The 12,488-nt window shown below is 61.8% G+C and carries 10 protein-coding genes; 1 reads left to right on the forward strand and 9 read right to left on the reverse strand.

Annotation, left to right across the window (positions count from 1 at the left end; genetic code table 11):
• Positions 1-100: 100 nt before the first annotated feature.
• The 9 genes from lysS to KVG85_RS15160 all read right to left on the reverse strand — a co-directional run bounded on the left by lysS (position 101) and on the right by KVG85_RS15160 (position 11,444).
• Complete coding sequence (gene lysS, locus KVG85_RS15120; RefSeq protein WP_217864258.1) at positions 101-1,603, reverse strand: lysine--tRNA ligase; 1,503 nt, start codon at positions 1,601-1,603, stop codon at positions 101-103.
• Between the two features lie 79 nt (positions 1,604-1,682).
• A protein-coding gene (gene prfB, locus KVG85_RS15125; protein WP_099758102.1) for a peptide chain release factor 2 occupies positions 1,683-2,778 on the reverse strand; the annotation gives its coding sequence in 2 pieces (ribosomal slippage) (positions 1,683-2,705 and positions 2,707-2,778; 1,095 coding nt in all).
• A 235-nt stretch (positions 2,779-3,013) separates the two neighbouring features.
• Positions 3,014-4,015 (reverse strand): response regulator, encoded by a 1,002-nt coding sequence (locus KVG85_RS15130; protein ID WP_024011741.1) that lies wholly within the window; start codon positions 4,013-4,015, stop codon positions 3,014-3,016.
• A 48-nt stretch (positions 4,016-4,063) separates the two neighbouring features.
• Positions 4,064-5,074: a chemotaxis response regulator protein-glutamate methylesterase gene (locus tag KVG85_RS15135; RefSeq protein ID WP_125927852.1), complete on the reverse strand. Its 1,011-nt coding sequence runs from the start codon at positions 5,072-5,074 to the stop codon at positions 4,064-4,066.
• Positions 5,071-7,341 (reverse strand): hybrid sensor histidine kinase/response regulator, encoded by a 2,271-nt coding sequence (locus KVG85_RS15140; RefSeq protein ID WP_217864259.1) that lies wholly within the window; start codon positions 7,339-7,341, stop codon positions 5,071-5,073. Before KVG85_RS15140 ends, KVG85_RS15135 begins: the two co-directional genes overlap by 4 nt.
• Positions 7,338-8,021 (reverse strand): chemotaxis protein CheW, encoded by a 684-nt coding sequence (locus KVG85_RS15145; protein ID WP_217864260.1) that lies wholly within the window; start codon positions 8,019-8,021, stop codon positions 7,338-7,340. Before KVG85_RS15145 ends, KVG85_RS15140 begins: the two co-directional genes overlap by 4 nt.
• A complete protein-coding gene (locus KVG85_RS15150) occupies positions 8,018-9,289 on the reverse strand; it encodes a CheR family methyltransferase (RefSeq protein ID WP_122505646.1) in 1,272 nt (423 codons plus the stop codon). Before KVG85_RS15150 ends, KVG85_RS15145 begins: the two co-directional genes overlap by 4 nt.
• Positions 9,286-9,822 carry a chemotaxis protein CheW gene (locus KVG85_RS15155; RefSeq protein WP_217864261.1) on the reverse strand — a complete coding sequence of 179 codons (537 nt, stop codon included), beginning with the start codon at positions 9,820-9,822 and terminating at the stop codon, positions 9,286-9,288. Before KVG85_RS15155 ends, KVG85_RS15150 begins: the two co-directional genes overlap by 4 nt.
• Positions 9,822-11,444, reverse strand: a complete 1,623-nt coding sequence (locus tag KVG85_RS15160; RefSeq protein ID WP_122505643.1) for a methyl-accepting chemotaxis protein — start codon at positions 11,442-11,444, stop codon at positions 9,822-9,824. Before KVG85_RS15160 ends, KVG85_RS15155 begins: the two co-directional genes overlap by 1 nt.
• Positions 11,445-11,882: 438 nt before the next feature.
• Between KVG85_RS15160 and KVG85_RS15165 the strand changes: the two genes are divergently transcribed.
• Positions 11,883-12,398 carry an Hcp family type VI secretion system effector gene (locus KVG85_RS15165; protein WP_007949952.1) on the forward strand — a complete coding sequence of 172 codons (516 nt, stop codon included), beginning with the start codon at positions 11,883-11,885 and terminating at the stop codon, positions 12,396-12,398.
• Positions 12,399-12,488: the final 90 nt, after the last annotated feature.

The raw sequence follows: 12,488 nt of genomic DNA on the forward strand, positions 1-12,488 counted from the left end.
CAGCACTTCCTCTACTAATGCCAAATTAACCAATTGATACATTTGTACCAGACAGGCAATAAAAAGCCGCCTGTTTTAGGCGGCTTTTTAACTGAAACGTTTACGCTTGCGGTCGCATGTGCGGGAACAGGATCACATCGCGGATCGACGGCGAGTTGGTCAGCAACATCACCAGACGATCGATGCCGATACCTTCACCGGCGGTTGGCGGCATGCCGTACTCCAGCGCACGGACGAAGTCGGCGTCGTAGTGCATGGCTTCGTCGTCGCCGGCGTCCTTGTCGGCCACCTGCGCCATGAAGCGCTCGGCCTGGTCTTCCGCGTCATTCAACTCGGAGTAGGCGTTGGCGATTTCACGACCACCGATGAACAGCTCGAAGCGGTCGGTGACGTTCGGGTTCTCGTCGTTACGACGGGCCAGCGGCGACACTTCGAACGGGTACTGAGTGATGAAGTGCGGCTGCTCGAGCTTGTGCTCGACCAGCTCTTCGAAAATCATCACCTGCAATTTGCCCAGACCTTCGAAGCCCAGGACCTTGGCGCCGGCCTTCTTGGCGATGGCGCGAGCCTTGTCGATGTCGTTCAGATCATCGGCAGTCAGCTCAGGGTTGTACTTGAGGATCGAGTCGAACACCGACAGACGCACGAACGGCTCGCCGAAGTGGAACACCTTGTCGCCGTACGGCACGTCGGTGCTGCCCAGCACCAGCTGCGCCAGCTCGCGGAACAGTTCTTCGGTCAGGTTCATGTTGTCTTCGTAATCGGCGTATGCCTGATAGAACTCCAACATGGTGAATTCAGGGTTGTGACGAGTCGAAACGCCTTCGTTACGGAAGTTGCGGTTGATCTCGAAGACCTTTTCAAAACCGCCAACCACCAGACGCTTCAGATACAGCTCTGGTGCGATACGCAGGAACATTTCCATGTCCAGCGCATTGTGGTGGGTTTCGAACGGCTTGGCTGCGGCGCCGCCGGGAATGGTCTGCAGCATCGGCGTTTCGACTTCGAGGAAGTCGCGCTTCATCAGGAAGCTGCGGATGTGCGCGATCACTTGCGAACGCACGCGGAAGGTCTGGCGCACGTCTTCGTTGACGATCAGGTCGACGTAACGCTGGCGATAGCGCTGTTCGGTGTCGGTCAGGCCGTGGTGCTTGTCCGGCAGCGGGCGCAGCGACTTGGTCAGCAGGCGCACGTTGGTCATTTCCACGTACAGGTCGCCTTTGCCGGAACGCGCCAGGGTACCTTCGGCGGCAATGATGTCGCCCATGTCCCAGGTTTTCACCGCGGCCAGGGTTTCTTCGGACAGCGTCTTGCGGTTGACGTAGACCTGAATGCGCCCGGTCATGTCCTGGATCACCATGAACGAGCCACGGTTGAGCATGATGCGACCGGCAACCTTGACCGGGATTGCAACCTCTGCCAGCTCTTCCTTGGTCTTGTCCGCGTACCGTTTCTGCAAGGCATCGCAGTAGTTGTCGCGGCGGAAGTCGTTCGGGAAGGCATTGCCCTTGGCGCGCTCGGCAGCAAGCTTTTCCTTGCGCAGGGCGATCAGGGAGTTTTCTTCCTGTTGCAGGGCTTGCGGGTCGAGTTGTAGGTCGCTCATGTCTTTAAGTATTCCATCAGGTTCGTTGCCCCCAGCCTTCGACTGGGGATCGCGGGCGAGCCCGCTCCCACAGAGGGTGTTACAGGCCGGATTTCAGGCTGGCTTCCAGGTACTCGTCGATATCGCCGTCGAGCACCTTGTCGCAATCGCTGCGTTCGATGTTGGTACGCAGATCCTTGATCCGCGAGGCATCGAGCACGTAAGAGCGGATCTGGTGACCCCAGCCGATATCCGACTTGGTGTCTTCCAGCGCCTGCGAAGCGGCGTTGCGCTTCTGCATTTCCTGCTCGTACAACTTGGCCCGCAGCATTTTCATCGCGGTGTCCTTGTTGGCGTGCTGGGAACGCTCGTTCTGGCAGCTGACCACGGTGTTGGTCGGTACGTGGGTGATACGTACGGCCGAGTCGGTGGTGTTTACGTGCTGACCACCGGCACCAGAGGAACGATAGGTGTCGATCCGCAGGTCTGCCGGGTTGATTTCGATTTCCACCTTGTCATCGATCTCTGGCGAGACGAAAACAGCGGAGAACGAGGTGTGACGACGGTTGCCGGAGTCGAACGGGCTCTTGCGCACCAGACGGTGCACGCCGATCTCGGTACGCAGCCAGCCAAAGGCGTATTCGCCCTTGATGTGCACGGTCGCGCCCTTGATCCCGGCGACTTCACCGGCGGACAGTTCCATGATGGTCGCGTCGAAACCGCGTTTGTCGGCCCAGCGCAGGTACATGCGCAACAGGATGTTGGCCCAGTCCTGCGCTTCGGTACCGCCGGAACCGGCCTGGATGTCCAGGTAGGCGTTGTTCGGGTCCATTTCATGGCTGAACATGCGGCGGAATTCCAGCTTGGCCAGATTTTCCTCGAGACGGGCCAGCTCGGCGACGACATCGCCCACTGCGCCTTCGTCGTTCTCTTCGACGGCCATGTCCAGCAGGTCGCGGCAATCGGCCAGACCGCCGTTCAGTTCGTCGAGGGTGTCGACGATCTGCGCCAGCGCGGCACGCTCGCGGCCCAGCTCCTGGGCGTATTCAGGTTTGTTCCAGACACTCGGATCTTCAAGCTCGCGATTGACCTCGGTCAGACGCTCATGCTTTTGATCGTAGTCAAAGATACCCCCGAATAGTTTCGGAGCGCTCGGACAGGTCCTTGATGGTGTTCAGGATCGGGTTGATTTCCATGACGGGCAGCACTCGTTGGCGAACTTTTGAAAGCCGGCGAGTATAACGTAAACAGGCTGTCGCGGCAGCCCGTCTGGCGGGTGTGGGGGTGATTCACTTGACACTGACCTGACGCGATCTCCTGTGGGAGCGAGCCTGCTCGCGAAGGCGACCTGCCAGCCGCCGGCAATGTCGAGTGCACAACCGCTTTCGCGAGCAGGCTCGCTCCCACAGGTGGATTGCATTTTCAGGAAAGTTACTCAATCCCGACCTGATTGCGCCCATTGTTCTTGGCCAGATACAACCCGCGATCCGCCGCCGAGATCAGCAGCCGGCAATCACTCCCCGCCTGGGGCACCATGGTCGCCAGACCAATGCTGATGGTCAGACTGGAACCCTCGGCCGGCGTGTTATGCGGAATTTTCAGCGCCGCCACGGTCTGGCGCAGTTTCTCGGCCAACAGCCGCGCGCCGCCCGGCGAGGTGTTCGGCAGCACCAGCACAAACTCCTCGCCGCCATAACGCGCCGGCAGGTCCGATGGCCGCGAGCTGGCGTCACGGATGGCTGCGGCGACTTTGCGCAGTGCTTCATCGCCTTCAACGTGTCCGAAACTGTCGTTGTACGACTTGAAGTAATCGACGTCGATCATCAGCAGTGAAAGCTGCGTCTGATCGCGCAGTGAACGGCGCCACTCCAGCTCCAGGTACTCGTCAAAGTGACGACGATTGGACAGCCCGGTCAGGCCATCGGAGTTCATCAGCCGTTGCAGCACCAGGTTGGTGTCGAGCAATTGCTGCTGGCTGACCCGCAACGCACGGTACGCGGCGTCGCGTTGCAGCAATGTCATGTAGGAACGCGAGTGGTAGCGGATGCGCGCGACCAGTTCGATGGTGTCCGGCAGTTTCACCAGATAGTCGTTGGCGCCAGCGGAGAACGCCGCGCTCTTGATCAGCGGGTCTTCCTTGGTCGAGAGAACAATGATCGGGATGTCCTTGGTCGCCGGATGATTGCGGTATTCGCGCACAAGGCTCAGGCCATCGAGGCCGGGCATCACCAGGTCCTGCAGGATCACCGTCGGCTTGATCCGCACCGCCTGGGCGATGGCCTGCTGCGGGTCGGAGCAGAAGTGGAAGTCGATGTTTTCCTGATTCGACAGCCCACGGCGCACCGCTTCGCCGATCATCGCCTGATCATCCACCAACAACACCATGGCGGCGTTCTCGTCGGTTTTAATGTCGTCGATCTGTAAATCATTCATGAGCGGTCACCTGAGTACTGCGGGGGCCTGGATTGCCGATCAACCTGTTCATTTGGGGAAAATCTCCAGCAATCGTGGCGCTATCTTTTCCAGCGGACGGATTTCCACCGCGGCATCGATCGCCGCGGCAGCCTTGGGCATGCCGTACACCGCACTGCTGTGCTGATCCTGCGCAATGGTCAAATAACCCTGCTGGCGCATGAGCTTAAGCCCTTGCGCGCCATCGCGCCCCATCCCGGTCAATAAAACCCCCACGGCGTCACCGTTCCAGTAACTGGCGACGCTCTCGAAAAACACGTCGATCGAGGGGCGATAGATCTCGTTGACCGGTTCGGCGGTGTAGGCCAGCGTGCCGTTTTTCAACAGGCGAATATGGTGATTGGTCCCGGCCAGCAGCACCGCACCACTTTGCGGCGGCTCGCCTTCACGGGCCAGACGCACATCGAGGCCGCTGGCGCTGGCCAGCCATTCGGCCATGCCGGCGGCGAACACCTGATCGACATGCTGCACCAGCACGATCGCGGCGGAAAAATCCTTCGGCAGGCCTTTGAGCAGCACTTCCAGCGCCGCCGGCCCACCAGCAGACGAACCGATTGCCACCAGCCGCTGACGTGACGGCGAACTGCGCGGCGAACTCGGCGCCGGGCGCGCGCGTGGCGCCTTGTCGCCGATCAGCCAGCCGATGTTGAGGATCTTGCGCAACAACGGCGCCGCCGCTTCCTGGGCATTGCCGGCGCCGATCGCCGGCGTGTCGACCACGTCCAGCGCGCCGTGGCCCATGGCCTCGAACACGCGATGCACGTTCTGTTGACGATCCACGGTGACGATGACAATCGCGCACGGCGTCTCGGCCATGATCCGCCGCGTGGCTTCGACGCCGTCCATGATCGGCATGATCAGGTCCATCAGAATCAGATCCGGGGTGTATTCGGCGCAGCGTTGCACCGCCTCGGCGCCGTTGCTGGCGACCCAGATCACCTGATGCGCTGGCTCGAACGCCAGCGCTCGGCGCAGGGCCTCCACCGCCAGGGGCATGTCGTTGACGATTGCGATCCTCATGCCCGCGCTCCCCCGATGAGCTCGACCACTGCATCGAGCAGGGCGTCGTCATGAAAACTGGCTTTGGCTAGGTAATAGTCGGCGCCGGCATCCAGTCCACGGCGGCGGTCTTCTTCGCGATCCTTGTACGACACGACCATCACCGGCAGCGATTGCAGACGGTTGTCGCGGCGCAGCAGCGTGACCAGCTCGATGCCGTCCATGCGCGGCATGTCGATGTCGGTGATCAGCAGATCGAAGTTCTCCGAACGCAGCGCATTCCAGCCGTCCATGCCGTCCACCGCCACCGCGACGTCGTAGCCACGATTGAGCAGCAGTTTGCGTTGCAGCTCGCGCACGGTCAGCGAATCGTCGACCACCAAGATTCGTTTGCGCGCCGCTTCGGCAGCTTGATTGCCGTGGCGGGCAATGCGCTCCAGGCGCCCGGTATTGAGCAGCTTGTCCACCGAACGCAGCATGTCTTCGACATCGACGATCAGCACCACCGAGCCGTCATCGAGCAAGGCCCCGGCGGAGATGTCCTGAACCTTGCCCAGACGCTCGTCCAGCGGCAACACCACCAGCGTGCGCTCACCCACGAAGCGCTCGACCGCCACTCCATAAATCGCCTCGCGCTCGCGGATCACCACGACTTTCAGGGTACCGCCATCGTTCTGACTGGCCGGGCGATTGAGCAACTGGCTGGCCGCGACCAGCCCGACATGCTGGCCTTCGTGCCAGAAATGCTGACGCCCCTCGACCTGCACAATGTCTTCCGGCGCCAGATCGCACATGCGTTCGATGTGCGCCAACGGGAATGCGTAAGCCTCTTCGCCGACTTCCACCACGAGGCTGCGCACCACCGAAAGCGTCAGCGGCACTTCCAGATGGAAACGACTGCCCTCGCCCGCCGTCTGCTCCAGCACCACGGCCCCGCGCAATTGGCGAACCATGTGTTGAACAGCATCCAGACCAACGCCACGCCCGGACACCTCGGTGACCTTGTCGCGCAAGCTGAATCCCGGCAGAAACAGGAAGGTCAGCAGTTCTTCTTCGCTCAATTGCGCTGCGGTTTCGGCTGGGGATAACTGCCGTTCGACGATGCTGCGGCGGACTTTCTCCAGATCGACGCCACCGCCGTCATCGCTCAATTCCAGCACCAGCAAACCGGCTTGGTGGGAGGCGCGCAGGCGAATCAGGCCTTCTTCGGGCTTGCCCTTGAGCAGGCGTTGCTCCGGGGTTTCGATGCCGTGATCGACAGCGTTGCGCAGCAAGTGAGTCAGCGGCGCTTCGAGCTTTTCCAGCACGTCGCGATCGACCTGGGTTTTCTCGCCTTCGATCTCCAGGCGCACTTGTTTGCCAAGGCTGCGCCCGAGGTCGCGAACCATGCGCGCCTGCCCGCTCAACACGTCGGCGAACGGGCGCATGCGACAGGCCAGCGCGGTGTCATAGAGCACTTGCGCGCGCTGACTGGCGTGCCAGGCGAATTCGTCGAGTTCGGCGTTTTTCTCGCTGAGCAGTTGCTGCGACTCGGCGAGCAAACGTCGCGCATCTTCCAGCGACTCGAGCGCTTCCAGGCTCAGCGCATGCTCCTTCAGGTGCACATTGAGATTTTCCAGCGCGCGCAGACCGTTGTTCTGCATGCGTTTGAGGCGCTGCATGGTCGCCAGATGCGGCTTGAGACGCTGGGTTTCCACCAGCGATTTGCTCGACAGATCGAGCAGGCTGTTCAGGCGCTCGGCGGTGACGCGCAAGACGCGCTCGCCGCCCTCGGTGGTGCGTTTGTTTTTACGCGGGGTCGGCTCGGCGGGCTCGTCCATGATCGGCGCTGTCGCTGTTGGCGCGGGCTCGATCTGCAACTCGGCCATCGGCGGCGTGGCAACCACAGCGGCTGGCGCCGACGGATCGAGCAAACGCCCCATCAGCGTCACGTAGGCTTCAATGTCCGCAGGTTGCGGCGCATTGGCCGGCGTGGCGATGCGCATCAGCAGGTCGGTGCCCTGCAACAACGCGTCGATGTGTTCGGGACGCAGCAACAAACGCCCTTCCTGCGCGCTGACCAGGCAATCTTCCATGACGTGGGCGACGCTGACGCCGCTGTCGATACCAACAATGCGCGCCGCACCTTTGAGCGAGTGCGCCGCGCGCATGCACGACTCCAGTTGATCGGCCTGGGTCGGATTGCGCTCCAGCGCCAGCAGCCCGGCGCTGAGCACTTGGGTCTGGGCTTCGGCTTCGAGGCTGAACAGTTCGAGCAGGGAGGCGTCGCGCATTTGCTCGGGGGTCATGTCAGGCTCCGGGTCACGGCGGACAGCAGCTGCTCTTCATCCAGCCAGCGCAGGCTGCGACCGCGATATTGCAGAACGCCACGGGTGTACTTGGCACTGGCCTGCGCACCGGACTGTGACGCCGCGTCGAGGATGCGCTCGTCGATGGCATGAATGCCGTCGACCTCGTCCACCGGCACCACCACCGGCCCGCCATGGGCAGCCATGATCAGCATGCGCGGCATGACTCGCCCGCCACTGACCGGCGCAACGCTGCCGTCGAGGTCGAGCAATTCCACCAGCGACAGGCACGCGACCAGTGCGCCACGGACATTGGCCACGCCGAGCAAGGCCCGCGAGCGCTGGTGCGGCAGCGAATGTATCGCCTGCAACGGCGCGACTTCGACAAGCGTGCGCGTGGCCAGCCCGAGCCATTCCTCGCCGAGGCGAAACATCAGCAGCGAGCGGGTCTTGACGTCGATTTCGACTTTGCTGACCACTGCTTCGCGCTGGTCCTGCTGCAACGAATAGCGGTCGAGCAGGCGCGTGGCGGCGGCGGAATACACCGAGCAGTTGCGGCAATGAATGTGCTCTTCCAGCAACGGGCAGGACTTGTCGCCATGAATACCGATGCGGTTCCAGCAATCGTCGATGGCGCGGGCGTCTTCGTGGGTAACGTTCAAGGTGTCGGACGCGCTCATCGTTTACGCTCACTGTCGGCGGTGCGCCCGCTGCGGGCGGCGCGCTCCTGCAATCGTCGGGCACCCGCCGTATCGCCCTGAGCCTGCAGCAACGCCGCCAGGTGCATCAGCGCTTCGGGGTGTTGCGGCTCGAGGTACAAGGCCTTGCGATAGAAACCCTGGGCCTCAAGGCTCAGGCCGGCGACATCGCTGAGCAGGCCGAGCCAGTAGAACACCTGCGCCACCGGTTCATGGCTGCGCAGATACTGTTCGCACGCGGCACGGGCATCGGCGCTTTTGCCTTCGTTGGCCAGTGCAGCGATTTGCGCCAGCAATGTCGCGGCGTCGGGGTTGGCAGTTTTTTTCGTTACCGGCAAAGGCGTCACGGCAGCGAACGGCCGATTGCGCACTGGCGCTGGCGGCGCGCTGCGCAATGGTTGGCTGACCGGCACGGCGACCGGTTTGGGCGTCGGCAGCGGTTCGGGGTGCGGCTCGCTATGGCGGCTGAAGGCGAACGACTGCGGGATGCCGATCGAGCGCATGCCCAAGCGCCCGAGCAGACTGCCCTCCGCCGGGCCGATAAACAGCACGCCGTCGACATGAGTCAGGCGTTTGAGCACTTCGAACACCTGCTTTTGCGTCGACTGGTCGAAGTAGATCAGCAGGTTGCGGCAGAACACGAAATCGAAGGCTGGCTCGCTCGCCAATAGCGTCGGATCGAGGACATTGCCGACCTGCCAGCGCACCTGTTCGCGAACGTATTCGTTGACCCGGTGGCCGTCCTGCTCAGGCATGAAATGCCGATCGCGAAATTGCAGATCCTGCCCGCGAAACGAGTTCTTGCCGTAAACAGCACGGCGCGCCTTGTCCACCGACAACGGGCTGATGTCCATGCCATCGACCTTGAACTGATGCGGCTTGAGCCCGGCATCAAGCAGGGCCATGGCAATCGAGTAGGGTTCTTCGCCGGTCGAGCACGGCAGGCTGAGGATGCGCAACGCGCGCATGTTGTTCAGCTCGGCGAGACGCTGACGGGCCAGTTTGCCCAAGGTGGCGAAGGATTCCGGGTAACGGAAAAACCACGTTTCCGGAACGATCACCGCTTCGATCAGCGCCTGCTGTTCATCCCGCGAGCCTTGCAACAGCTGCCAGTATTCGTCGGCGTGGGCGGCCTGGGACAGCGTGGTGCGCTGGCGCACGGCGCGCTCGATGATCGCCGCGCCCACCGACGCGACATCGAGGCCGATACGTTCCTTGAGGAAATCGAAAAAGCGCTGCTCACTGCTCATGGCTGCGCCTCAAGCTGCGCCGGATCACGCGGCGGATCGGGGAACAGCAAGCTGCGCACGGCGTCATCGAGCAAGTCATTGACCCGCACCCATTGCAGCAATCCCTGCGCATCTTCGCGCACCGGGCCGAGGTATGGCGCCTCGCGGTTATCGAGGCCGTAGGGCTGGAAATCTTGCGGATGACAGCGCAGCGTGTCGGTGGCCTGCTCGAGAATCAGCCCGAGCCATTGTGCTGATTGCGATTGATCCGGCTGATAATTGACCAGCACCAGCCGCGTGCTGGTCCGCGCCTCGGCGGCCTGGCCAAAAGTCAGCGCACTGAGGTCGATCACCGGCACCACCGCCCCGCGATAGGCGAACACCCCGGCTACCCAGTGCGGCGCCCGGGCAATCGGCTTCAACGGCAGGCGTGGCAGCACTTCGGCCACTTCGGTGGCACGCAGGGCGTAGCGTTCGCTACCGATGCGAAACAGCAGAAACAGCGCCTGCTTCGCCACTGGCGCGGCGCCACGCTTGGCGATGATTTCGCTCATCAGACTTTGAATCGCGAAACGCCGCTGCGCAGGCCGACGGCCACCTGGCTCAGTTCGTCGATGGCGAAACTGGCCTGACGCAGCGATTCGACGGTCTGGCTGCTGGCATCGCCCAACTGCACCAGCGCATGGTTGATCTGTTCGGCGCCAGTGGCCTGGGCCTGCATGCCTTCGTTGACCATCAGCACGCGCGGTGCCAGCGCTTGCACCTGATGGATGATCTGCGACAGCTGCTCGCCGACCTGCTGCACTTCCGACATGCCGCGGCGCACTTCTTCGGAAAACTTGTCCATGCCCATCACCCCGGCCGACACCGCCGACTGGATCTCGCGGACCATCTGTTCGATGTCGTAGGTGGCCACGGCGGTCTGATCGGCCAGACGCCGGACTTCGGTGGCGACCACGGCAAAACCGCGACCGTACTCGCCGGCCTTCTCGGCTTCGATCGCTGCGTTGAGCGACAGCAGGTTGGTCTGGTCAGCCACTTTGACGATGGTCACCACCACCTGATTGATGTTGCCGGCCTTCTCGTTGAGGATCGCCAGTTTGGCGTTGACCAGATCCGCCGCGCCCATGACCGAGTGCATGGTGTCTTCCATGCGCGCCAGGCCTTGCTGGCCGGAGCCGGCGAGCACCGAGGCCTGATCGGCAGCGGTGGACACTTCGGTCATGGTGCGCACCAGATCCCGCGAGGTCGCGGCGATTTCGCGAGAGGTTGCGCCGATTTCGGTGGTGGTCGCTGCGGTTTCGGTGGCGGTGGCCTGTTGCTGCTTGGACGTGGCAGCGATTTCGGTCACCGAGGTGGTCACCTGCACCGAGGAGCGCTGGGCCTGGGATACCAGCGACGTCAGCTCGGTCATCATGTCGTTGAAGCCGGTTTCGACCGCGCCGAATTCGTCCTTGCGATCGAGGTTCAGGCGCGAACTCAGATCGCCGGTGCGCATGATGTCGAGGATGGTCACGATGCGATTCATCGGCGCCATGATCGCGCGCATCAACAGCAGACCACAGAGGCCGGCGGCCAGCACCGCAACCAGCAGGGAAATGACCATGCTGACTTTGGCCGTTGCCACCGCGTCGTCGATATTGGCCATGGCGTTATCAGCGACGACTTTGTTCTCGCCAATGATGTCGTTGAGTTTCATCCGACCGGTGTACCACGCCGGGGTCAGCTTCTCGTTGAACAGCTTGATGGCATCGGCTTCCTGATTGCGCTTGTGCAGGTCCAGCACGGCGTCCTGAATCTGCATGTAGGTATCGTGGTACTTCTCGAACAAGGCGAATTCGGATCGGTCTTCATCGGTGGCCATGGTCTTGCGATAGTTGGCCATCTGCTCTTGCAGACGCGCCTCGAACGCCTTGTAGTCGGCAGCGTCTTCACTGGAAACGCCCTGGCCATCCTTGAGGCCGAGCAGCTCCTGGGTCTGCAAATAACTGTCGACCCAAGCGCCGCGAATCATCGAGCTGTAATAGACGCCGGGGATGGCATCGTCGCGCACGCTGTTTTCACTGGCCTCGATCTTCAGCAACCGCGAGTAGGACAGCACCACCATCAACAGCATGATGGCGATAATCACCGCAAAGCTCGCCAAAATGCGTTGGCGCAACGTCCAGTTCTTCACAGTGAATCCTCGTGCCTGATCGAAATGCGGGGAGTATAGCCGAGCGCGGTGTTTCATTTATAAGACGCTTTCGCTGGCAGCACTGTCCCTGTGGGAGCGAGCCTGCTCGCGAAGCAGTCACCTCGGTCTCGGCAAATCCCCAACTGCGCAAGAAGTTGCGCAGTAGGTCGTAATATTTCAGGGCCTAAATCCTCTGCAGCCCAAGCGGCGCAAGCCCTGCAGCCAAGTGCGCAAGAAGTTGCGCAGTACTGCGCAACTTCTTGCGCACTTTCTCCCGGTTATCCCGCTGAAAATTGCCCCGAATGGTCACCAACTAACGTGGCGCCCCCGCCATCCGGGCACCTCACAAAACCTGGCACGCTCCTTGATAACCCTCAGCCACCCACCGGGCGATTTCGCCTCCGGGCACCCTAACTTTATCCGCAAGGAGAGCACCCCATGGCAACACCAGCGTACATGTCGGTTACCGGCGAAAAACAAGGCCTGATCACTGCCGGCGCTTTCACCGCCGACTCCGTTGGCAACACCTACCAGGAAGGCCACGAAGACCAGGTCATGGTTCAGGCTTTCACCCACGACGTGATCATCCCGCGTGACCCACAATCCGGTCAGCCAACCGGTCAGCGCGTACACAAGCCAGTTGTGATCACCAAGGTCTACGACAAGGCTTCGCCACTGCTGCAAGCAGCTCTGACTTCCGGCGAGCGCATGAGCGAAATCGTTATCCAGTGGTACCGCACTTCGGCTCAAGGCACCCAAGAGCACTACTACACCACCAAACTGGAAGACGCGATCATCGTCGCCATCAACAACAAAATGCACAACTGCCAGGATCCAGGCAACGCGCACTTCACCCACCTGGAAGAAGTGCAGTTCACCTACCGCAAAATCACCTGGACCCACGAAGTATCCGGTACTTCGGGTTCCGATGACTGGCGTGCTCCAGTCGTTTAATTACGGCTGACCGTTACACGCATCGGCCAGCTCTGCTGGTCGATGTTGTTTACGCCCCTCCAGAATTTCGCGTACGTTGAGCCGCTTTTT

Origin of the sequence: Pseudomonas triticicola (assembly GCF_019145375.1) — a bacterium.
Lineage (GTDB): Bacteria > Pseudomonadota > Gammaproteobacteria > Pseudomonadales > Pseudomonadaceae > Aquipseudomonas > Aquipseudomonas triticicola.

Excerpts from the sequence above, each read along its gene's own strand:
- lysS (WP_217864258.1), bottom strand. The coding sequence starts at position 1,603 with ATGAGCGACCTACAACTCGACCCGCAAGCCCTGCAACAGGAAGAAAAC.
- KVG85_RS15145 (WP_217864260.1), bottom strand. The coding sequence starts at position 8,021 with ATGAGCGCGTCCGACACCTTGAACGTTACCCACGAAGACGCCCGCGCC.
- KVG85_RS15135 (WP_125927852.1), bottom strand. The coding sequence starts at position 5,074 with ATGAGGATCGCAATCGTCAACGACATGCCCCTGGCGGTGGAGGCCCTG.
- KVG85_RS15140 (WP_217864259.1), bottom strand. The coding sequence starts at position 7,341 with ATGACCCCCGAGCAAATGCGCGACGCCTCCCTGCTCGAACTGTTCAGC.
- KVG85_RS15165 (WP_007949952.1), top strand. The coding sequence starts at position 11,883 with ATGGCAACACCAGCGTACATGTCGGTTACCGGCGAAAAACAAGGCCTG.
- KVG85_RS15155 (WP_217864261.1), bottom strand. The coding sequence starts at position 9,822 with ATGAGCGAAATCATCGCCAAGCGTGGCGCCGCGCCAGTGGCGAAGCAG.
- KVG85_RS15130 (WP_024011741.1), bottom strand. The coding sequence starts at position 4,015 with ATGAATGATTTACAGATCGACGACATTAAAACCGACGAGAACGCCGCC.
- KVG85_RS15150 (WP_122505646.1), bottom strand. The coding sequence starts at position 9,289 with ATGAGCAGTGAGCAGCGCTTTTTCGATTTCCTCAAGGAACGTATCGGC.